The organism is Mycobacterium sp. MAA66 (genome assembly GCF_041261665.1).
GTDB lineage: Bacteria > Actinomycetota > Actinomycetes > Mycobacteriales > Mycobacteriaceae > Mycobacterium.
On the sequence record NZ_JBGCCC010000007.1, the window covers coordinates 228,028 to 250,166 of the forward strand.

Here is a 22,139-nt window from a genome sequence, read left to right on the forward strand (position 1 = left end):
CGGTTCGCCGGTAAGAAGCATCCGTTGTAGACGCAGGACAGCCCGTGGGGCCCGGCACGTGCGGTGCAGCAGATGTACGGCACGCCTTGGCCGGTTGTTCGCGCGTCCTCGGCTGGCCGCGCGCTGAGTGCCTGCAACGACCTGTACGAAGTGCGTCGGGAGCTGGCCTGGTGTACGAGGGGAAAAGGGGACAGGTGAATGTCCGTAGGCACTGAGGCATCTCGATCAGCGACGCTTCTCGACCTGATGGAGACGCGCGCCGGCCAGCTCGGCAACAAAACCTGTCTTCGATTCCTTGCCAATGGTGAGGACGAGCAGAGCCAGCTGACCTATGCACAGCTGGATCTGCGGGCCCGCGGGTTCGCGAGTCGTTTGGTGGCGTTCGCGGCGCCCGGGGACCGCGCGGTCTTGGTGTATCCACCAGGCGTGGAGTTCCTGGTCGCGTTTTTTGGCTGCGTATATGCCGGGGTCATAGCGGTCCCGGTTGCCCCACCCTTTGACGGCGCCACCTCCGCCCGGTTGTTCACGGTGGTGCGCGACTCCCAACCTTGCTGCGTGCTGGTCGATGCGGCGCTCGACGCCCTGGTACGCGCGGCCGCTGAGGGCACCGACTGGTTGGTGGCTTCCATCGACGAGGGGCTGGAGGCTGGGGCCGCGAAGTGGCGTCGACCGTCGACCCGGGCAGATCACGTGGCCATGCTCCAGTACACGTCCGGCTCCACGCGGATGCCTCGCGGCGTCATGGTCACCCATGCCAATCTGCTGTCAAATCTGGCTTGGCTCAAGGCGGCAATGCGATTGCCGACCGGACCGACCATCGTCAGTTGGCTGCCCGCGTTCCATGACATGGGCCTGATCGGCAGCCTGTTCCAGACCCTTTACAACGGTGGTGACTGCGTACTGATGTCGCCACTGGACTTTTTGGCCAAGCCTCTGGTCTGGCTCAGGGCGATCTCGAACTACCACGCATTCGCGTCTGGCTCTCCACCGTTCGGCTATGAGCTCGCTGCCCGAAAAGTGACTGCCGACCAGCGCGACGAGCTCGACCTGCGCGCCTGGCAGATGGCGTGCGTCACGGCCGAACCCATCCGGGCCGCCGGATTGACCCGCTTCGCCGAGGCCTTCGCGCCATGCGGATTTCAGCGCGAATCGTTCTATCCATGCTACGGGCTCGCCGAGGCCACGCTCATGGTCACTGGCGCTGAGGCGCGTACCGTGCCGCAGGAATTGGTGGTGCGCGAGTCCAAGTTGCAGCTCGGTGTCGCCGCGCCGTGCGGGGCGAGCGGAGCGGACACGGTCTCACTCGTCGCGTGCGGCACAGCCCGGCCCGGCGAGCGTGTCGCGATCGTCGACCCCGACACGGGAACCGAACGCGCCGCGGGCCACGTCGGCGAAATCTGGGTCAATGGGCCCAATGTCGCGCGTGGCTACTGGGGACGCCGAGATGAAACCCGAGAAATCTTTGAGGCCCACCTCGAAGGTGACGCCGGCCCGTTTCTGCGCACCGGGGATCTCGGTTTCCTCCGCGACGGTCAGCTGTACGTAACAGGCCGGCTCAAGGACGTCCTGATCGTCCGCGGTCGTAATCTCTACCCCCACGACATTGAATGGACCGCCCAAGCAGCAGATCCGCGAGTGCGCGCCGGATGCGGCGCAGCGTTTACCGTGGGGGAACCCGACGACCCAGTGATCGTGCTGGTCAACGAGATCAGCGACGCAACCGCAGCCGACGAGCTAGCAGATGTGGTGCGCCGCGGCGTTGCCGAGAAATGCGGGCACGCCGTGCACCTCGTACTCGTCCAGGCGCGGACAATTCCGAAGACATCCAGCGGCAAAGTGCAGCACAGCCGCTGTCGGCAAATGTATCTCGACGGCGAGCTGGCAGTGATCTGGTCCCCAGAGGCCACAGACGCGGGGAACCGGCCTGGCACCGTGCCCACGATGGTCACTGCCGAACCCGACGCCGCCCGTTCGCCGCAACCAATACCGGACCTCGTCACAGAACTGGTGGCCAACGCCGTCGCGCTGCGCCCTGACCGGCTCGACCTCGACGTACCCCTCAATCAACTCGGGCTCGATTCGCTGCGAGCCCTTGAGATCAAGGAAACGCTCGTGGCACGCCTGGGGATCGAGATGTCGCTGCGTGAACTGTTAAGTGATTGCAGTGTCAAGGAGTTGGCACAGAGTCTGCACGAGCGGCACTTGAAGAGTGCCGACGCTCAGTCAGCCGCGCCGCCGGCCCCAACGACAGCCGGCGTCGACTTCGCTCTGACCGATCTGCAGCGGGCCTACTGTGCCGGGCGCGGTGGCGACTTCGATCTGGGCAATGTGGGATCGCATGTCTGCCTCGAATTCGAGCGGCCAGGACTGGATACCGAGCGTATGCAGTCGGCGTGGCGCCGACTGATCGGCCACTATGACGCACTTCGCGTGGTGGTGTCGGCAAACGGCACGCAACGAATTGAAAGCCACTGTCCGGCATGGGATCTGACCGTCAACGACCTGCGTGGCGAGGACGAGAATGGCATCACAGCGGTGCTGGAAGCGTCCCGAATCCAGTTGTCGCACCAGGTCTTTCCGCTCGATGCCTGGCCCCCGTTTGAGATACGCGTCTTCCACCTGCCGGCAGGCCGATACCGCCTGCAGCTGAGCGTCGACCTATTGACCGTGGACGCGGCTTCATTGCTGGCGCTGATTGGCCAATGGGGCAAGCTCTACCGCGACGACACCGCCGAGCTGCTGCCCGATGCCGGCTACCGACTACCCATCGAGACGCGGGCGGCTTCACACGAGTCGTCGGCCTATCGCCGGTCGCTGTCCTATTGGCGTGACCAAGCGGTGTCGCTTCCCTACGCACCGCGTCTACCCATGTCGCCGGCGGGCCGGCGCAGCGACCGCGAGAGTGACGCGCTGCCCGCACAATTCGTGCGCCACACCGGATCGCTGAGCCGCGACAAATGGGAATCATTTTGCCGCCTAGCTGCCGACGCCGGGCTGACGCCGACCGCAGCGTTGTTGGCCGCGTACGCGGAGGTGCTCGCCACCTGGGCCGAGGATCCCCGCTTCACGGTAAGCGTCACGATGCGACACGGCCCCACTGGCGTCGGTGGCGACGCGCTGATCGGTCCGTTCTCGGACTTCCTCCCGACCGGGATCGACTGGTGTCCAGCCGGTTCGTTTGCCCAACGCGCACAGCGCCTGAGTGGCCAGCTCCTCGATGACCTCGACCACCGCGAAATCGGCGGAGTCCGGGCGCTCCGCGAGTTCGGTCGCCGTAAAGACTTGTCGGCCGCCGAGGCGAAGGCGCCGGTGGTGTTTACCCCCGTGCTCCAGGACCTGTCGGTGTTCGACTGGCTCGGGGAGCCGATCTGCGCAGTGACGCAGACGCCACAGGTTCACTTGGACAACCAATCGTTTCTACGCGACGGCGGCTTGGCATTTCACTGGGACGCAATCGATGACATGTTCGCGCCCAATGTGATTGACGAGATGTTCGCCGCGTATGAGCGCCTGCTTGAGCGGTTATCGATCGATGAGTCGTCGTGGGGGCAGACTGAGCCGCTCGGCCTCTTGCCCGCCACACAATTCAATGTTCGGCGGACGGTCAATGCCACTACCCGTTCCTTCCCTCAGTATCGGCTGGAGGAACTGTTCCTCCGACAGTGCCGGCGCGATCCAGACCGAGTGGCGCTGATCGGACCGGCATGCTCGCTGACCTACCGAGACGTCCACGACATGGCGTCAGGGCTCGCGTCGTGGCTGCAAGCGCAAGGAACCCGCTCTGGTGATCTCGTGGCGATCGTGACCGAGAAAGGCTGGGAGCAGTACATTGCCGTGCTCGCGACGTTGCTGTGCGGCGCCGCCTATGTACCCCTGTCTCCGGAGCTGCCGACAGCTCGGCTCGCTGCCCTACTCGATGAGTGCGGCGCCACGGTGGCGCTGACCCAGATGCGATTGCAAGCCAGGGTGGCGTGGCCCCCGCAGGTCCGGTCCGTCGCAGTTGATGCCTTCGAACTCGCGGCGCTACCCGCGCCGGTACTGTCACCCACCCTATCGATCGACGATTTGTGCTGTGTTCTATACACGTCCGGGACGACCGGAGCGCCAAAGGGCGTTCAGGTGCACCACCGCGGGATGGTCAATGCGATTCTGGACACCAATTCCGAGTTCGGCGTCGGTGCTGCCGATCGCGTCCTCGCAGTCACTGACCTGCACCACGACATGTCGGCATACGACATCTTCGGCCCACTGGCGGTCGGCGGAGCCGTAGTCATCATCGAGCCCAAGCACCGTCGCGATCCCATGGTGTGGATGGAACAGATGACCCGACACCAGGTCACCATCTGGAATTCGGTGCCGGCCAGCATGCTGATGATGGTTGAGCAGGCGGAATCCGCGGATCGCCCGTTGCCGGAAACGTTGCGCCTGATAATCCTCGGTGGGGACTGGATACCGACCGATCTTCCGGACCGGATACGTCGCCGCGCAAAAGAGGCCGCCATAGTCAGTGTGGGCGGCCCCACCGAAACCACACTCTGGAATATCCGCCACCCGATCGGTGACGTGCCCGAGGACTGCGTGAGCATCCCCTACGGTAGGCCGATCGCCAACACCCACTACTACGTCGTAGACGACAGTCTTCGCGACCGTCCAGACTGGGTGCCTGGCGAACTATGCAGTGGCGGCGCCGGCACGTCCTCGGGCTACCTCAACGACCCCGCCCTCACCGCAGCGAAATTCGTGCTCCGGCCGCAAAATGGCGAAAGAATCTGCCGTACTGGCGATTTCGGGCGCTGGCTGCCTGACGGCACACTGGAGTTCCTGGGCCGCCGCGATGGCCAAGTGCAGATTGACGGGCGCAGAGTAGAGCTCTGCGAGATCGAGGCCATCATTGGCCAACACCCTCAGGTGCGGTCAGGCATTGTCACGTTTGACCCCGACGGCCATGGCCGGCGCCGGCTCGTCGCCCACGTCATCCCCATCGAGCCGAACGCCGAGCCGGCCGGTGAACTGGGCACGTATCTCAGCGCCCAGCTTCCACCGCACATGCGGCCCGGCCACATCCGATTCATCGACCAACTTCCGTTAACCAGAAGTGGCAAGGTCGATCGACGCGCGCTGGCAACGGCGGGTGCGAGCATCACCCAACCGCCGGCGCGAACTCTCGATCCAGACACCACCGCGGCCGTAGCCTCGATCGTGGGGTCAGTGGTGGGTTGTGGCACGGTTCCGCTCGACGGCCCCTTGGAGGATCTCGGCGTCGGATCGCTGGAGATGGTACGCATCGCCAACGCGCTCGAAGACCAATTCGGGGTTCGGCCCGACGTCGAGACGATGTTCACCGCCTCGACGATCACCGCGCTGGCCCAGCTGGCGGAGCCGCCCTCGCCCGGTGACGTTGCTCCCGGCGACCGTCCCGTCGTGCATGGGGACTCCAACGGATCACCGAGATACACGATCGTCAAAGACCCCGCAGCTAGGCGACGGTTTCGCGACGAGCAACACGGCCTACGCCGCGACCTGCACTCCGCGCCCCGCGCGCAGCTCGGGCACCCGGATGCCGGGCCCGGCGAACTCGTAGCGCGACGCAGCGTCCGCGCCTTCGGTCAACACGAGATGACGGCGACCACGTTGGGTGCGCTGCTCGCGCCGCTGCGCAACCTGGACCCAGCAGGACCTGGGCGCAGACATCACTACGGCTCCGGTGGCGGGACATATTCCGTGCAAACGTATCTGCACGTCAAGGATCATCGCGTCGAGCATCTCGCCGGCGGCGTGTACTACTACCAGCCGGTGGACCACACCTTGGCGCTGGTCAGCCCCGAACTCGACGTGTTCACCCCGGATCGGCATTGGTGGTGGAACCGGGACGCGGCCAAACAGTGTGCATTCGAAATCTACTTGATCGCGCAGCTCGACGCCATCGGGCCGCTCTACGGCGACCGCGCAGTGCATTTCGCCACCATCGAGGCCGGTCTGATGACTCAACTTCTCGAACTGGCGGCGCCGACGTGTGGCTTGGGGCTGTGCCAGATCGGTGACATGGATTATACAAATCTGCGAAAAGTGTTCGGCCTCAACGATAGCCACGTCTTTCTGCACGCCCTGGTCGGCGGACCGACGGTCCCGTCCGACGACGACCCGGAACTGGCGTCGGCAGGGACGGCCACGACACCCGAGGAAACACTCAGCCGCAGCCTGGACCAACCCGGCAGCTCAGTCAACGTCACCGTATTGCGGGACAGGGCGGGCCTGGAGGCGTCGATACAACGTGGGTCGCCGCGCGGCCACAACACTTCCCCCGGCAAGCGGGTTCTTCTGACTGGCGCAACGGGGTTTCTCGGCGGCTTCCTGCTCCGAGAGCTGCTCGCGGCGGGCCAGCAGGTCGTCTGCTTAGTTCGCGCCGATGACCCGGCGCATGCCTGGCAACGCCTGCAGCGCACCGCGGACAGGCACGGGATAACTTGGCCGGGCACCGAACACATGATCACAGCGCTACCCGGCGACGTGTCGCGTCCACGACTCGGTCTGTCGCAGAACAAGTTCGACGAACTCGCTGACTCACTGGACGCGATCTACCACTGCGCCGCTCCCGTCAGCTGGGTGAAGTCGTACAACGCGCTCGAATCAACAGTCGTCGGGGGAGCGGTCGAAGTACTGCGCCTTTCCACCCGCCATGGGATCAAGCCGGTGCACTACATCTCAAGCCTCGCGGTTTTCCCGTTCGACGGAACCGCCAGAGGTGAGAACCACGCAGCCCTCGACCATGGCCAGAATCTACTCGGCGGGTACGCACAGGCTAAATGGACGGGCGAACGAGTCATGGCAGAGGCAACCGACCGCGGCCTGCCGATCACGATCTATCGCCCCCCGCTGATCTCCGGCCATAGCCGAACGGGCGTATTCAATGCCGATTCGTACTTCGAGCGGATGATCAAGGGCTGCAGCGAACTTGGCGAGGCGCCGAGCCTCGACGGGGTTGTCGATGTGGCACCGGTCGACTACGTGGCCCGCGCGCTGGTTCAGCTAGCCGCTGAACCTGCCGCGGCGGGACGCGTGTATCACCTGAATAACCCCAGCCCGATCGGCTATGAACAATTCCTCGACTGGATCCGCGCACGCGGGTACGCCATGTCAACCGTGCCGTTCGCCGTGTGGCAACAACACCTACTCGGCAGCGCGGGAGGCCACGGTAATGCGTTGCACCCGTTGGCTGCTCATTTGCGCTGGACAAGTAGTGCGACCATGACCACCGCCTCGCACGATTGCGAAGCCACCAGCCGGGCGCTGTTGCCGTCAGGCCTTCGTTGTCCGCCAGTGGCCGACCAATTACTGGGTGTGTACTTCCAGGCGTTCGAGAACAGTGGATTCCTCGACCCCCGCCGTTCGGCTCATACGTCAAGGAGGCTGGCATGACTCGTTCGATGGCTCGCCATGGTCTGCTCCGGCTGGGTGCGATGTTCGCATTCTTCATGGCCGCTTTATATCTGGCGATAGCGCTGACGTATCTGTTCCTGCCAACCGACTTGAAGGTGGTTGGACCCGGTGACCCGGCCCGCTACTATCCGGCGCTGGCGAAACATCCCGGGGCGGCTGTCGCACTTGACTGGCAGATGGGGGTTTTGGGATTTGTCGGAGTCGCCGTGGTTTTGTCGGTATCGTACTTCAGCCGACGAGACTGGCGGGAAGGCTGGATCCAGTACACCTCGGTCCTGGCCCTCTTCGGATACCTGATCCTGAGCGTGGATTCCCTCAAAGGTGCTGTACTGCACAAGCTTCGGGCCGATGCTTGGGTACACGGCGACGCTTCCACCCGTGCCGCCATCGGCGCTACCCGGCTGACCTTGGACTACTACGGCTGGTACGCGTTCGGCGCTGTTGGCGCGTGGCTGCTAGCGGTCAACATCGCCATGATCGTCAACCGGCAGCTGTCGGTGTTGGTAGCCGGCCTCGGCATCGTATTCGCGGCGGCCAACGAGGTACTCGTCGTTGGTTGGTCATTCTCCCTGGAGCCATTGATGGACGTCGGGTCCGGAATCGGTCTTGTGACAGCGATCCCTTGGTTGGTGTGTGTCGGGCTCCGGCTCCACCGGGCCGCGGGCGAGAATAAATCGGTGGTACGCCGCGAGTCGTACTCCACCGTGGGCCACGATCCACAAGCGGGGGGTGTTCCCTATGAGCCTGCGCGATAGCCGAATTGACGTCGCCGCCGCCACCGACGTCTGCCTCGGATCGGGGATCGAACGCTGGTACTCGGGCTGGGGCCTGCACGGACCGACGGCGTGGAGAATGGTGCTTGCGCACGTTCGCATGGTACGGCCGACCACTCGACTATGGCTGGACACCCTGATGCCGCTCACCGTGATCGCGGTGCTCACCGACGGCCGAATCCCGTGGCGCATCGCCCTGCCCACTGTGGCGGCGATGAACCTGCTTCACATCGCTGCGACAGTGCTCAACGACGTGAAAGACCGTGACACCGACCGACTGTCGCAAGAATGTGTTCGCCGCACCCGCCCTATCGCCGTAGGTGTCATCGCGCCGCGGGCCGCGCTGGTTGAAGCCATCCTGTGCGCGGCGATCGGGCTGGGTCTCACGGCGCTCGTTCGGTGGCAACTGACAGTGGTCGCCGTGATCCTGGTCGCGCTCATCGCTCAGCATGAGCTTCCGCCCATCCGAACCCAGGGCCGCCCCATCATCGGGCAAATCGCTGGTGTGACCGGCCTGTCCGGAATCCTCGCGTGGATCGTCGTGGCCGTGGGAACGCCGCCACCGGCGCACGCGGTTCCATTCCTGCTGTATGTGGTGGTCTACCTCGGTATCGGGGAAATGCTGGTAAAGGATGTCCGCGACTGCGACAACGACGCCAAAGGGGGCAAGACCACCACGTCTGTGCGGTACGGCGCAGCGGCCGCCACCGCGGCGGCGTGCGCCGCATACGCGTGTGCCACGGCGTGCTGGTGGTGGTTTGTCGCAGGCGCCCCGCCTGGGATCGCCCTTCCGTGGTTGCTTGCCGGTGCCGTCGTCCTGATTGGATGGACTGTCATTACCCTGTTCAGTGCCAGGCGATTTCGTCTGAAGTTTGTCAAGGCAACTGCCAGGCGGCTACATCGAGGCTCGGCGTTGACGTTCACGGTCGTCAGTGCTGCACTCCTGTTGGGCTACTTGTCGTGATCTCGCCGGTGTGGCACGACATCATCTTCGGTGGCGGCGCCGTTGTGCTTGTTGCGCTCGCCCTGATGGCGGTCGGCCGGCTCCTGATCCGCGCCGGCGCCGGGCGACTCGCCGCCCGCAAGATTCCGCACGCACTCTGTGGAGTCTTCGTCGCGGTCGCAACCTACCATCTGGTCAACCTCTCGGTGGCTGTCGGGATTTTGAGCCTTACGGCCGTTGCCCTCGTCGTCGCTGTTGAACGTGGACTACTTCCCGACATCCTGGAAGGCAACAGGATAAGCGATTACGGCCTTGTTGCCTTCGCGGTCGGTGTTCTGGTGGCCGCGGTGGCGTTCTGGCCGGACCGAGTTGCGATCTCCGCAGGTGTCTTGGTGCTGGGGCTAGCGGACGCCTCCGCTGCGTTGTTCGGACATCGCTTTGGCCGTCACCGGGTCAGGGTAGGTCAGTCGGTACGATCGTTGGAGGGATCGGCGGCCTTCGCGGTCGTCGCGTTCTTCATCTCGTTGGCGTTCACGCGGGTCGGCATGTCTTTGAATATCGCTGAATCCGTTGCTATTTCGGTCTTCATTGCGCTGACCACCGCGTGCATCGAGTTGCTCGTTGTGTCGGCGGCGGACAACCTCGTCATCACGCCGTGGGTGGCACTGCTGCTGCATCTGAGTCGGCATCTGGCGCCCGGCGAAGCGCAGCGGTGGTTGCTGGCGGCGACGTTGGCCGTTGCGGCTGCACCGGTGATGTTCAGACTGCGTTGGCTCGACGGCCCCGGGGCTATCGGTGCGGCGCTGGTGACCGCCGTGACCATCGGCCTTGGCGGTTGGACCTGGATCGCGCCCGTTGCCACTTTCTTTGTCTTGACCAGCATCATCACGGCCTACCGGCGTGAGCACCGCGAGGGTAGCCACCAGCGGGGCCTGAGCCAGGTCGTCGTCAACGGTGTTATCCCCGTGATGATTCCAGTGATTGGCTACGCGGTGACAGGTGACCAAATCTGGATGTTCGCCTATATCGGTGGGATCGCAGCTTCGACGGCCGACTCGTGGGCGTCGGAGATCGGCCGCTTCTCGTCACGCCCCCCGATCTCGTTGCGCACCCGACGCCGCGTGCCCGGCGGCACATCGGGTGCCGTGTCGGCGCTGGGTCTTGCGGCGACGTGGTTCGGCGGCCTGGCCATCGGTATCACCGGGGCGCTGATCAGCAAGCCGAGCCTGATCGTGGTCGGCATCGCAGCAGGACTGGTCGGGTCGCTGTTGGACTCGGTCCTCGGCGCCACCGTGCAGGGCCGCTATCGGTGCCCGACCTGTCATGCGGCCCTTGAAGAGACGCGCCACTGCGGCGGCCACACAGAACTGTCGTACGGATATCGCTGGATTGACAATGACGTTGTCAACGCATGCGCCAATGCCACCGGCATGGGCGTTGCATTGGCAGTGTTCGGATTGGTGTCGCTATGAATGTGCAAGCCTCCGCCTCGACCGGCGTAAAAGTCCCCTGGACGCGACTGTGGTGGGACCATGCGGCGCTACTGGTGCAATCGCTGCGGATCACAACACGACTGTGGTACGACGTGCTCGTTCCACTGGCCATGCTGGCGGTCATGGGCAGTTATTCGCTGCCGTGGCGCCAGGTTGGTCTGGTGACCGCGGCGCTACTGCTATTTCACGGCGGCCAAACGTTATTCAACGATGTCGCCGATGTGGCGGTAGACCGAGCCAGTACTGAGCGTTCCCGACAGCGACGGGTACTGGTCCGAGGAACGGTCTCGCGGATCGAATTGTTGGGCATCGGCTGGGCCATGGTGGCCGGGGCCGGTGTGGTCTCGGTATTTCTGCCGTGGCAGAACCAGGTCGTGTTCTTGGTAGCGCTTCCGCTCGTGCTGGCCTACAACTTCAAAACTGCAGGCGGATTGTCTGGTAGGCCGTTGGCGACCCAGGTGTTCTGGCCGCTGACGTGGGTATTGATCTACGTTTACAGCGCTGGTGGCCTTCAGTTCGCCGGATGGCGAACGGGCGTACCGTATCTGGTCTTCATCGTCATGTTCATGGGTCTGGGCGAAGGGCTGTGCCAAGACATCCGCGACATCGACAACGACAGAATCGGCGGCCGGGTCACGACGCCGGTGCGGTTCGGCGCGCGCCGATCGTCGTCGTGGGCGTGGTGGGCTTTCACGTTGTCGCTAATCCCGTGGATTTGGCATGTTATCGCAACGAGGATGCCGGTGACTCCCGCTGCGGTGGCAACAACCGTCCTAGTCGGTTGGATCGTGCTGTCCGGACGCTGCGTTCGACGGATCCGCGCCAACTACCAGAAGGCCGACGGCAGATACTTGCACATCGGCTCGATTCTCACCTTTACGTGTGTCAACGTCCTCATTCTCATGGCGGCGACGCCGGTCCCTGGCCATCGGTGAGGTGTTGAGGGCGCAGCGACGCCCGCGTGAGTAACGGGCCATAGTGCACGTCATCGATGGAAAGGCCGGAATGGCAGGCCAATTCAGCGAGACGTGGGCTGATCGCCGTACGGCTCCACAGGGCAGGATCGAGACCGCCCCGCTCTCTGCGGGTTATCCATCGAAACGTCGAGATCGACGAACGGAAGATCCGCTCGACGACGGTTGATGCGCGGGACCCGCGGCTCCGAAGAATTAGCAGCAGCCTGCCGTTGTCGCAGAGCAGTCGCCGAAGCTCGGCGAGCGCGGGCACCGCATCGGGCATCGTATCGAGGACTCCGCTGCACAAGATCGCATCGAAAGTGCCGCTCGGAAACGGCGCCGCGGTGACGTCACCCTGGACGACCGCCACGCTGAGCTCCGGGGGGATGAATGCCTTGGTGCGCACCGTGTACGCATGGGAGAAATCCATGGCCACGACCAGATGCCGAGCTTCCGCGCGGGCGATGTGGCGGGACCAGTACCCAGAACCGGCGCCCGCATCGAGGATCACCCGGTGACCGCGCAGGCAATCGGTGAGCCACCGGTGGACGTGCGGAAAGCCGATACGCCAGATGATGTGAAATGTCGCGGAGTACAGGCCGGCGGTGGACTCGTAGAGCTCGCGACGACGTCGATTGAAATCGCCGTCTGACTGGGTCATGTTCGGGCTCTTCGCTTTTCACCGGCATCACGGGCGTAGTGTGGCGCGGCCGCGGGATCGGTTGCAGGGAGGACGAATCTGCGTGCATCGCGGCGCTGGCTGCGCATCTGAATCACCACCGTTACCTCGATGTGCCGCCGCGCAGAAAGGGTGTTAGGCGTCTTGTGTCGCCAGTTGCCCAGTCGAAAGACCCAGCCGTTCAGGGCAGTCCGTAATGGATTGCAGACGTTCGGCCGGGTTGGCGATCATCCGGCGCCTGGCGAGGTCAAGTACCGCACCGAGCGTATTGACCTCGGCCACCAGTGTTCCGTCGGGCTTTCTGATCTCCTGAGTCATTCTGTACGTCCGGCCCGAGCTCCACTCGAAGATGCAACCCACATCGACTTCGTCGCCCAGTCGCAGTTCGCGGTGAAACCGGGTGGTGACCTCCAGGTCGATCGGCGCGAGTCCCTGCTCCGCGAGCGCTTCGATCTTTGTCCCGGCGTGGCGGATGCACGCCATGCTCGCGAAGTGCGCCCACTGTTGATAGACGAGAGCGCTAACGTGCCCGCTGGCGTCGATTTCGTAGTCCCGGACCCCGATACGTACGCTGAAATTGTTCTCCACTGTGATCCCACACCTTCTCCGCGCGGATTTGCCCCGCCGATTGGCTTCCCTCATCACGATTCTCGGCTTGACAACATCTGGCGCCAATCAACCCCCGTGCCACGGTATGACCGATTGCCAACTATGCAAAGACCTGCAGTTGCACGCCGAACAGTCTCGCGCCGCCGGCTCGGTTCGCGATCCAGGTATGAGATCTGTGCTGTCGCTTGGACGAACTCCCGTGCCTTCGACGCCGAGACGTGAGGATGGCGGCGGTGATCCCCATCGAATTAAGCGGTCGACACACATCGGACCTTGAATCCTGTGCACACCGATCACGCGGCTTCGTGATGCCCCTTCACCCTGTCGGTGATGAGAAGTTTCGCGAGGCTCGATACTGCCCCGGTCACACCACCGATGTAGGCCTTTGCCATCGAGGCGGCCGACGCGCCGTCAAGGGTGGGCAGCGAGGTCAGCCAAGCAGCCGCCGCATCCCGTTCAGCATAGGTGTAAATCTGTACGGGACAGGGCATCCACATGCCAATGGACAGCGACGGCGCCCTGATCCAGCCAATGTCGCTCGCTATCGCGCACCCGTCTAGCTGACGCACGTAGTCGATGCCCAGTCGCGTATCAGCCCAAAGTGCTCCTGGTGTAATACTTTTGAAATCAGGGCCAAACTGATAGAGCAACCGCATTCGGTGACCTGTGCTGCGTGCCTGGGCGACCAGCGGCGCAAAAACCTGCGCGTAGTCTTCGGCTGTCACAGTGCCGAGCGCCTCCAGGCACTGAACATTGTTTGGGGTGTCAGAGAGAACTTTGAGCATGGTCAGCCCTTCCGCGGATCGTGGCACTGCACGTCGGCACAAGCGGCTGGTGTCGCTTGCGCAACCCGTATTAAATGCTACGCCAGTAGATATCGGTTGCCAGCCGGATCGGCGTCTGATTGTCAAATAACCTTGCGGTTGCCAGGAAAAGGTGTTGCGGCTGGGCCGATGTCGAGTTTTTCGACCGCCGGTTCGGTGCCGATGCTCAGTGATCGAACCCGGCTGATCGACCAGATCGTCAGAGCCCCCATGGTGGCGAACCCCGGGAGCGTCGCCGCGCCGACGGCAATGTCCAGTGGCAGCAGGTAGATCAGCGGCAGTCGAAGTGCTGCCGCGCACAGCATCCCCAGTCCCCAAGCCCACGCGGAACGACGGAATACACTGCGCACCAACTGATCAGATGTGTATGCCGTGGCGACGGCGGCGGCCTGCTCGGGGTGCAGACGTTGGTAGGCGACGAGGGTGAGCGGTCGAGCGCGCGCTAAGCTGCCGAGAAAGGCGATGCCCACCACCGCCGAACTCACAGAGTTGTTGGCGAGAAGCAGGCGGGCGTCGCCGGTGACAACGCTCAACGGTATGCCTAGGCCATACACCGACAACATGAGCACGCCGAACAACGTCAACCGGTGTGATCGCCACGCGACCCACGCGACTCGTAGGGCTGCGACAAGCGTCGCGACCAACAGCGCTGAAAGCTGCGGTACATGTGCGCAGCGCAAGAGGTAGAAGGACGCCGTCGGGAGCCCAACGTCGAACACCATATCAATCGCTGGCCGCCGCGAATGATGTCGAGTTCGGTTGTGCAGCAACAGCTGATGTCGAATTGTCATATCTGAGGCATCCTCGCAAAGGGCGCTTACCCGCGCCAACATTGGTCGTGTTCCTCCTGATCGTCAAGTCGCCGAATGGAACGCCGGCGCCGCGGCGATCACGCACATCCGATCCGTTCCCTAGGCGGCAACGCTTTTCCGTGATCGCGAACTCCTAGAAGTGCCTGTTGAGGACCGAATGTGCAGCACCGCATCACAACTGATGCGCCCACCCTCGACGCCATTCTGGCCTCACACCGGATTGACAATCCCTTGTTCGTAGGCGAATACGATCGCCGCCGAGCGATTGCGCAAGCCGAGTTTGGTAAAGATGTGACCGATATGTGATTTGACGGTCGGCTCGGAGATACAAAGGGTGTGCGCGATCTCGCTGTTTGTGCAGCCCTTCGCGATCCAAACCATCACGTCACGCTCGCGCGTAGTCAGGTCGGCGACATTGGCCTGCAGTGGTATAGCTCGACGATAAGTGGTTAATACGCGCGATGTTACGGCCGGATCGAGGTAGCCGTGACCACCGCCAACCGCGCGCACTGCGCGGATAAGTTCTTCAGCCGGTGACTCCTTCAGGACGAAGCCTGCTGCACCCGCTCTGAGGGCGCCGGAGAGCAATTCGTCGTCACTGAACGTTGTCAGAATCAATACCGGTGGGCCGTTGCGTTCGACAAGGCGTTTGGTCGCCTCGATTCCGTCCATGCGCTTCATGCGCAAGTCCATCACCACGATATCGGGGTCAACGCGAGCTACCGCGCCTTCGACTTCGTCACCGTCGGAGCACTCGCCAACGACGGTGATGCCGTGCATTTTGCACAGGATCATCGAGAGTCCGGACCGGACCAACTGCTGATCATCGACCAACAGCGCGTTGATCGACCGCTCATCGTTATTCGCGTCCATCTAGAGGCTGCACCCTCGCCGCAAGAGCTGGTCGCGGTCGCCAATAGGGATACTCACTTGGACGGCCCAGCCCTTCGAACATGGGCCGACGACTATCACGCCGCCCAATAATTCGACGCGCTGCCGCATGCCGCGGAGTCCGCGACCGTCGGTGGTGGCATTCCCGGTGAGACCATGTGGGTTGGCATTGACGATGTCGAGTGTGACATCAGTTTCGGAGACCAGAAGCGTCATCTCCACCGCCGCGTTCGGCGCGTGTTTGACGATGTTGGCTAGCGATTCCTGGGTGATCCGGTACAGCGCGAGGCCGGTCGCTCCCGTCACACGATCGAGGTTGCCGCGAACGTCGACAGTGATGTTCATCCCGGCCCGAGCGAAATCTTCAGTCAAACAGGGGATGTCGCAAGCGCCCGGTTCCGGCGTGAGTTGAGCACCGTCATCACTCAGCAGTCCGACCGTCTGGCGGATATCGGCCATCGCGTGCCGTCCGAGCTGTTCGGCCTGCTCGAGGGCAGTCACCGCGGCATCGTCGTTTCGGTCGTACTGAAGTCGGTGGCGTGCCGCGGTGAGGTGGAGCAGAGTGATGCTCAACGAATGCGCGACGACGTCGTGCACCTCGCGGGCCACGCGCCGGCGTTCCTCCGCAGCTGCGTGGTTAGCCAACTGCGCTTGAGTGTGACGCTGCTCGATAAGCAGCTGACGCTGGCACCGCATCAAGTATCCGACCAGCCACCCGATGCCGACAAAGGCGATGTAGAGAAACGGGGTCTCAAGCCGATTGAACGCCCACGCCAAGACGAGCAAAGTGAGCGCCGAAATGGTGGCGAGCACACCGCCGTAAAGCGTCGTCAAAGCGCCAACAACGCCGACGGTCAGGGTGAGCAGGACCGGAGCGAAGTCTCCGGAGATGGGGGTGGATGTAGCGAAAAGCAGCAGTGCGGTTGCACTGGTCCAGGCGGCCCAAAGCCACGGTCCGTCAAACATTGGCGCGCTGAACAAGACAAACAACGCGCCCGGCGTGAACGCAATCGCCAACGCGAGGGTGGCTACCGGCCAGTCGCTGACCGGGCGTTGCGCTACCGCAACACCGCCGATGGTCAGGACCGAAAGATCGACGGTCACAATGAATGGCCAGTTGTAGCCGAGGGGGAGTTTATGCTCCGCGCGACGAACCCACTGATGCAAATAATGCAAGACAGCGTCCAGCATGCTTCCATCGTAGAGATCGATGTTGGTGGGCACATCGTGCTTAGGCATGGTGGTCGTTGTCAGACCCAGGTAGTAGGCCGAGTGGTGCACCGAGCTGAGGCCAGCTAACTGGTGATGCAGGTGGTCGTGCACTTCACATGCGATCAGCATTCGCATCAAGTTCCAGTTGCCACAGTCGAACTGTATTGCTAAAACGCAAGGTAATCGACGCAATTCATCCATCCGTGATGTTGCTACAGACTCTGGAAATGGTCAGCGGCCACGGTAACTTTGCCATTCAGACATCGTGCGATGCGTTGTTGTCGCGACCGTGCTCGATACGGCGACCGGTTAATGACACCCCGCGCGGATCCCACCTTGGGAGTAGGGATCCCACCTTGGGAGTAGGTGCAAGACCCGCATTCGAGACGATGCGCAATGCCGCGCGCGATTCCTAACGTTCTAACCAGCCCACCAGACATAACACAAGGAATATCCAATGAATGGCCCGCAGACTTTGAAGCGCACTCAGCTCGATGTATCAGCAGGCTCTCAGCCGATTGCCCGAATAGAGGACCCGCAGGTACTTCCTGACGACGATCCGGCTGCGGCGACGCAACACCGCTGCCACCGACGCGCGCGCCACGTCGCCGACGTGGTCGCGAGATCGCTCGGGGTGGTTCTTCTCCGTCCATCAGGCAGGACACGAGACTCCGGTTATAACTACCCGCGGCTGCCGGATTTTGTGGAATCTGCGGCAATGGAACGCGAAATGTTCAGGTTGTAACACGGTTCGGATGTCAGTTGACTCGACCGGAGCAAACCCGGCGATCGGTGGGAACGGTGACCACATCAAGATCAGGTGCAACACAACTGGAGCCCGAGTGACTCAGCCAGCGTTCAGCAACAAGGTTGCGCGCTACCTTGCCGAAGAGGTAGCCCGCCAAGGCCACTTGGTCTCCGCCGAGCGCCTGCAGGAAATCGCGAGCGGTGACACGGCGACGGATGACGAGAGCGACGCGATCCACTCGGTGGCCATGACGGTCGTCGTTGACTTCATTAACCATGGCCCGGCCAACTATGACTTGATCAATCGCTATCTGAGCACCGTGCTGACGCCTGCGGTATCGACAACCGCCAAGACGGCGATCGAGATGCTCCAAGTCTGTACAACGCTGATTAGCGAGACAGTCCCCGCGACCAGGTGCAAACGCGCAGCGTCCCATCACCGTTACAACTGAAGTTGGCCGTTGTTGGCCAGTGCCGGGTAACGGTTGCCCGGCCTGGTTGCCGGGTTCGTGTCGAGGTGGGGTGCCGGGATGTGGTTCCCCGGGTCCGTGTCTCGTGGCGGCTACCAGTGGTCGCTGTGGGGCTGTTCGGTCCGGTCTGGTCGGTAGCTCTCACCGGGCGATCCTCTGGTCGCTGAGGTGTCACACCTGTCCGACGCCGGGCCGATAGGCCTTGAGCGCGGCGCCCGATCACCGTGGCCGCAGCCTGGTGCCGGGTGACGTTGAGGTAGGGGTGTTGCCAGTGCTGGGCACCCCAAATACTCGAGTAGGCGCACAATCGTCGTTTTCGGCCTTGCCGCAGGCCGGCCGCGACGACTGCAATGCTGGCGGTGATGTGCACGCCACCGGTCCGGTGGTAGGGGTTGATCTCAACGACGGTCATCGCTTCAAAGCGGGTCGGCGCTATTGGCGGCTTCGGCTCTTGCTGATGCGGCGGCGCCGACTTGCTGACGGAAATGGATTCTTGAGAGCTGGGATCGCCGGCCAGCTTAGGCGCGCAGCCTCGCGCGGTATCAGAAGGTGGAAGATCCCGACGGCTGCAGTACGAAGCCGTGGGGGCCGTTCGTGCATACGGTTATGCCGCCGTCGGCGACGCCACAGGTGATGGCGCCTTGCATCACCTTCTGACCGACACCGAGGACCGGGGCCCCACCTGGTGCAGGGCAGGCACCGTTGGCATGCACGATCTGCGTCCCGCCTACGGACACGATCGCCGAACCCCCGTCGCAGGGACCGGTGGTCCGGTGCGAGAGCGGGATACCGGAGAGCCCGGGCAGCGGCCCGTCGCAGCTGGCTTGTTGTGAGCTGCCGCCGCAGGTCACGCCGTCCGGGGTGGCGAAGGAGAAACCGGGACTACCGTGACCGGTCGGGGTGGTGAAGTTGGCGGTGACGTCTGTGAACCCGTTGATGTCGGGGACACCGCCGGCAGGGGGTTCTGCCGACGCGCAGCCGGGGCTGGCGACGAGCACGAGCGCGGCGGTGACGGGGTACAGCCAGCGGGTGTTCGGCATCGCTCTTCTCGTTCCTCTCGGTAATGGTGTCTACGGCTGGGTGACTGTGAAGGTCGTTGTGAACAAACTCGGGTCGTAAGGCCACTGTAGGTTCGAGTCCGGCGGTGGCAGCAGGGCGGGATCGCCGAACTGGCTGACCCGCATGGTGATGGTGTCCGTGCGCGTGGTCGGATCCCAGTGGTCGTCCACGATGGTCGGGCCGTACGGACCGACCACCCCGTTCTGTGCGTTGTTGGGCGCGACGGTGGGCACGATGTCCGCGCCGGTGAGCTGGTTGACGAGCCCCTGCGGCGTCGAGGCGGTCGTGGCGCGGACAGGTTCGCCGTCGGCGGCTCCGCTCAACATGAACCCGCCGCCGCCGAGTCGGATCAACTGGTTCTCCCGGCCGCCCTGCAGAACGGATCCTTCGTTGTGCCAGTGGGCCGCTCCCGGCGGGCCCGCGGCGCCCTCGGGTATCGCGGCGGCCCACCCGTTCGGGTTATTCGTGTCCACCGGGACTGAGTACAGCTCGCGGCCGGGTCCTTTGCCATCGCCGGGGTTGCCGACGATGTACATCTTGTTGCTCGTCGGGTCGTACGCCCCGCTGACCTGACCCAGTGGCGCCTTCCCGATGACCACCGGGTGGTTGGGGTCGGTGATGTCGACGATCGCCGAGTTCGGGGTGACGTAGCCCAGGTTGGGGGAGCCGTCGGCGTTGTTGTACGGCGGGAAGCTGAAGAACGCGTACTTCTTGCCGTTAGGGCCGTCGGCGGTACCGGTGGGGATGGCACGGGTGCCCGGCGGCACGTCGAGCGGGTTGAGCTTGCCGTTGAGGAACGGGTGATGCTCGGGGGTGCCGTCCTTGGTGCTGGCGGCGCCGTCGCCGCCGATGTTCAGGTCGTGGTGTCCGGCGATCGTGTCGTCGAGGTCGTCGTGATTGGGGTTGGGGGCCCGCTCCGGCTTGGTGGCCGGCAGGTTGATCACCGGATCGGGTTTGGGCTGGTCATCCGGCCCGCCGCCCTGCTTGAACTTATTGCCGGCCAAAAAGTCCGCGCTCTTCCCTTTCGGTCGCGGCAGCTTCAGTCCCTGCAACTCGGCGGACTTCGTCACCAACTCGCGGTGGATTGCACTGTCGGTGTCTGCCAGCGACTTGATGTGGTACTGGATGGTGTCGGCGTGCTCGTTGGCCGCTTTGACCGTCTGGGCATCCCAGGTTCCAGTGGGGGTAACCGACCAGTCGGAGTCGACCTCGAAGCCCTCCGCCTCGGCGGTGGAGATGGCGTCGTTGACCTTGGACATTGCACTGTGCACCGAGTCCCGTCCCCGCTCGGCGATCTTCACCAGGTCCTCGGCGGTGCCGATGCGGGCGTTGGTGACGCGCACGGCGTGATCGGCCATGTCCACCGCGGCGTCGTTGGCCCTGCCGGTCCACTCGGTGCCGCCGGGGTTCCGGATGGACTCCACATGGTTCGAAGACCATCTGCGCGACCGGTCGATCTGCGCGCGGAGCTGGGTTGCCAGGGCGTCGAAGTGTGTTGTGGTCCACTGCTGGTATTCGTTGCGCGAGGGGATGGTCACATCACACCGCCGATGCGCCGGCCGCCCTGCTCGTCGGTGCTCTCGTAGCCATGAGAAGCCGACGTCAAGGCCTCGGTCAGCGCCGCGTGATAGCCGGACTCGTCGAGATGCCAGCCGCTCATATGCGATGCGATTCCGTGCACGGCGCTGATGCTGGTCTGGCTGGCAGCGCCGGAGACGCTCGCGATCCCGAGCGCGGACGCCTCAGAGTGCTCAGCGAGTGCGCCAGCGGTGGTGCGCAGACCCTCGGGGCTCACGTGCAGATCGGCCAATGCGCACCCCCCAGAACGTCACACCGGCCCCCGCCGATACCCGTCATTTAGAGTATGCGCATTCCCGGCACCGTCCTGACGGCGATTCCGGTGTCGACTCCGTTTATCGCACACCGGTGTTACAAATGGCGTAGGCAAACCGGTCGAGCTCATTATTGGCGCTCATGACACCGCCTTGCCAACGCGCGAACTAACGACGTGTCCCACCCACCGGTCTGTCGGTTGGGTACTACTGCCGTAACCGGTATCCACACACCGGGCACCAGTCGAACGGTCGTTGGCATCGGACTTCCATCGCAGCCAATTCATCGCCGAGGTGCGTGCAGGCTCGCTGGAGCAGGTGCACTCGGACCGTGTCGACGATGAACCGGGCCCGCTCCACTGGCGTAGCACCGTAGCCGGCGGCTTCGGTGCTCCCCGTGGCGATGACCTCGCCGTCGACGATCTCGCGCTGTTTGGCGGTCGGGTGGCCGCTCGCGTCGGTGTCGGTGTGCGTCGGCACGAAATGCCCGCGAGGCTGCCGATCGATCTCAATGTGCCAGATGTCGTCGCGCTCGCGGAAATAGAAGCAGTGACCGTCGACTAATCCACGCCAGACTTCCGATGCCCATCCTCCGTGGGTCGCCACCACTACCGCTGGTTCGGTGTCCAGCCAGCGTTGAAGCTTCGCCTCCGCGGACTGCTGCGCGGCCTTGAGCTGTTGGCCCTCGGGCGTCTGCCAGAACTGCGCGATACCACGGCGCCACGTGCTAAACACGCGTCGACGATCCTGCGCCGAACACCTACACACGCAACCAAATCCGTAGTCGTGCAATGCACTGTCCGGCAGCCGGGGATGACACGCACATCGACACACCTCACCACTGTCGACATACCGCCACACGGTCAGCGCATCCAACGCCGTATCGGCAAGCGCGACCGATTGAGCCACCCCAACCTCGTCGAACACCACCGCGAGGTAATCACGATAGCGATGGCGTGCCTCGGCCCGGGCGCGCTCAATCCGCTCCCGAAACTCGACCCCGCTGGGCACCAATGGCCGGGCGCCAGCAGGACGTTCGTGTTCTGCGCCCACAGCATTTGAGACTGACATTCGCCCGCTGCTTTGTCATCTGAATTACGTGCCGGCCAATGGAGGACTGTGGGGGCCGCCCATCGGTCCAAGGTCTACCCGCGAGACCAGTGCCGGCGCCAGTGTGGCTGACAGATGTGGGCATTATCGGTACTGGGTGTCCCGCGATTCTGACGAGATATTGTCAAGACCTGTGGATGGGGCTTTGGGCGGCTCCGGCGCCGGGGTTAGGTGACCAGCCTGAACGCAGTGCCGGCAGGGTCGAGAAGGATCCCTTGATCGGGATCGATGGCTATGGCGCCCAGGGTGATTGCGCGGGCCATCCGTTCGGACACATCGCCGGCCCGGAGGC

16 protein-coding genes are annotated in these 22,139 nt (G+C 63.7%); 6 read left to right on the forward strand and 10 right to left on the reverse strand.

What is annotated here, in order from left to right; genetic code table 11:
• The first annotated feature begins 198 nt into the window (after positions 1-198).
• The 5 genes from ABIA30_RS20080 to ABIA30_RS20100 are packed head-to-tail and all read left to right on the forward strand — an operon-like array spanning position 199 to position 11,581.
• Positions 199-7,416 (forward strand): amino acid adenylation domain-containing protein, encoded by a 7,218-nt coding sequence (locus ABIA30_RS20080; protein ID WP_370068556.1) that lies wholly within the window; start codon positions 199-201, stop codon positions 7,414-7,416.
• Positions 7,413-8,192, forward strand: coding sequence for a hypothetical protein (locus tag ABIA30_RS20085; protein ID WP_370068558.1), 780 nt, complete (start codon positions 7,413-7,415; stop codon positions 8,190-8,192). Before ABIA30_RS20080 ends, ABIA30_RS20085 begins: the two co-directional genes overlap by 4 nt.
• Positions 8,176-9,174 carry a UbiA family prenyltransferase gene (locus ABIA30_RS20090; protein ID WP_370068560.1) on the forward strand — a complete coding sequence of 333 codons (999 nt, stop codon included), beginning with the start codon at positions 8,176-8,178 and terminating at the stop codon, positions 9,172-9,174. The genes ABIA30_RS20085 and ABIA30_RS20090 overlap by 17 nt, the downstream gene beginning before the upstream one ends.
• On the forward strand, positions 9,171-10,625 hold the full coding sequence (locus ABIA30_RS20095) for a DUF92 domain-containing protein (protein WP_370068562.1): 1,455 nt from the start codon (positions 9,171-9,173) through the stop codon (positions 10,623-10,625). The genes ABIA30_RS20090 and ABIA30_RS20095 overlap by 4 nt, the downstream gene beginning before the upstream one ends.
• Positions 10,622-11,581 carry a prenyltransferase gene (locus tag ABIA30_RS20100; protein ID WP_370068564.1) on the forward strand — a complete coding sequence of 320 codons (960 nt, stop codon included), beginning with the start codon at positions 10,622-10,624 and terminating at the stop codon, positions 11,579-11,581. Before ABIA30_RS20095 ends, ABIA30_RS20100 begins: the two co-directional genes overlap by 4 nt.
• Here the strand turns inward: ABIA30_RS20100 and ABIA30_RS20105 are convergent.
• The 6 genes from ABIA30_RS20105 to ABIA30_RS20130 form a co-directional block, all read right to left on the reverse strand.
• Entirely contained in the window at positions 11,547-12,263 is a 717-nt protein-coding gene (locus ABIA30_RS20105) for a class I SAM-dependent methyltransferase (RefSeq protein ID WP_370068566.1), read from the reverse strand. The two genes, ABIA30_RS20100 and ABIA30_RS20105, sit on opposite strands and share 35 nt — an antisense overlap.
• Before the next feature lie 153 nt (positions 12,264-12,416).
• Positions 12,417-12,869 (reverse strand): acyl-CoA thioesterase, encoded by a 453-nt coding sequence (locus ABIA30_RS20110; RefSeq protein ID WP_370068568.1) that lies wholly within the window; start codon positions 12,867-12,869, stop codon positions 12,417-12,419.
• A gap of 314 nt (positions 12,870-13,183) precedes the next feature.
• Positions 13,184-13,675 carry an STAS/SEC14 domain-containing protein gene (locus tag ABIA30_RS20115; RefSeq protein ID WP_370068570.1) on the reverse strand — a complete coding sequence of 164 codons (492 nt, stop codon included), beginning with the start codon at positions 13,673-13,675 and terminating at the stop codon, positions 13,184-13,186.
• 122 nt (positions 13,676-13,797) lie between these two features.
• Positions 13,798-14,547, reverse strand: coding sequence for a VC0807 family protein (locus ABIA30_RS20120; protein WP_370068572.1), 750 nt, complete (start codon positions 14,545-14,547; stop codon positions 13,798-13,800).
• A 189-nt stretch (positions 14,548-14,736) separates the two neighbouring features.
• Positions 14,737-15,399: a response regulator gene (locus ABIA30_RS20125; RefSeq protein ID WP_370068574.1), complete on the reverse strand. Its 663-nt coding sequence runs from the start codon at positions 15,397-15,399 to the stop codon at positions 14,737-14,739.
• Entirely contained in the window at positions 15,400-16,830 is a 1,431-nt protein-coding gene (locus ABIA30_RS20130) for a sensor histidine kinase (RefSeq protein ID WP_370068576.1), read from the reverse strand. It lies immediately after the preceding gene.
• 641 nt (positions 16,831-17,471) lie between these two features.
• On the opposite strand from ABIA30_RS20130, the gene ABIA30_RS20135 reads away from it, so the two are divergent.
• Positions 17,472-17,828 carry a hypothetical protein gene (locus tag ABIA30_RS20135; protein WP_370068578.1) on the forward strand — a complete coding sequence of 119 codons (357 nt, stop codon included), beginning with the start codon at positions 17,472-17,474 and terminating at the stop codon, positions 17,826-17,828.
• A 560-nt stretch (positions 17,829-18,388) separates the two neighbouring features.
• Here ABIA30_RS20135 and ABIA30_RS20140 read toward each other — a convergent pair.
• From ABIA30_RS20140 to ABIA30_RS20155, 4 genes are all read right to left on the reverse strand, one after another.
• Positions 18,389-18,886 (reverse strand): hypothetical protein, encoded by a 498-nt coding sequence (locus ABIA30_RS20140; protein WP_370068580.1) that lies wholly within the window; start codon positions 18,884-18,886, stop codon positions 18,389-18,391.
• A gap of 30 nt (positions 18,887-18,916) precedes the next feature.
• Positions 18,917-20,443 carry a hypothetical protein gene (locus tag ABIA30_RS20145; RefSeq protein ID WP_370068582.1) on the reverse strand — a complete coding sequence of 509 codons (1,527 nt, stop codon included), beginning with the start codon at positions 20,441-20,443 and terminating at the stop codon, positions 18,917-18,919.
• The gene (locus ABIA30_RS20150) at positions 20,440-20,715 is read right to left on the reverse strand and encodes a hypothetical protein (protein WP_370068584.1); all 276 of its coding nucleotides are present in this window, start codon (positions 20,713-20,715) and stop codon (positions 20,440-20,442) included. Before ABIA30_RS20150 ends, ABIA30_RS20145 begins: the two co-directional genes overlap by 4 nt.
• 229 nt (positions 20,716-20,944) lie before the next feature.
• Complete coding sequence (locus ABIA30_RS20155; protein ID WP_370068585.1) at positions 20,945-21,472, reverse strand: hypothetical protein; 528 nt, start codon at positions 21,470-21,472, stop codon at positions 20,945-20,947.
• Positions 21,473-22,139 lie beyond the last annotated feature (667 nt).

Bases quoted from the DNA above. Each gene is read 5' to 3' on its own strand.
- ABIA30_RS20080 (WP_370068556.1), top strand. From the start codon at position 199: ATGTCCGTAGGCACTGAGGCATCTCGATCAGCGACGCTTCTCGACCTG.
- ABIA30_RS20085 (WP_370068558.1), top strand. From the start codon at position 7,413: ATGACTCGTTCGATGGCTCGCCATGGTCTGCTCCGGCTGGGTGCGATG.
- ABIA30_RS20090 (WP_370068560.1), top strand. From the start codon at position 8,176: ATGAGCCTGCGCGATAGCCGAATTGACGTCGCCGCCGCCACCGACGTC.
- ABIA30_RS20100 (WP_370068564.1), top strand. From the start codon at position 10,622: ATGAATGTGCAAGCCTCCGCCTCGACCGGCGTAAAAGTCCCCTGGACG.
- ABIA30_RS20105 (WP_370068566.1), bottom strand. From the start codon at position 12,263: ATGACCCAGTCAGACGGCGATTTCAATCGACGTCGTCGCGAGCTCTAC.
- ABIA30_RS20115 (WP_370068570.1), bottom strand. From the start codon at position 13,675: ATGCTCAAAGTTCTCTCTGACACCCCAAACAATGTTCAGTGCCTGGAG.
- ABIA30_RS20120 (WP_370068572.1), bottom strand. From the start codon at position 14,547: ATGTTGGCGCGGGTAAGCGCCCTTTGCGAGGATGCCTCAGATATGACA.
- ABIA30_RS20125 (WP_370068574.1), bottom strand. From the start codon at position 15,399: ATGGACGCGAATAACGATGAGCGGTCGATCAACGCGCTGTTGGTCGAT.
- ABIA30_RS20130 (WP_370068576.1), bottom strand. From the start codon at position 16,830: ATGGATGAATTGCGTCGATTACCTTGCGTTTTAGCAATACAGTTCGAC.
- ABIA30_RS20140 (WP_370068580.1), bottom strand. From the start codon at position 18,886: ATGCCGAACACCCGCTGGCTGTACCCCGTCACCGCCGCGCTCGTGCTC.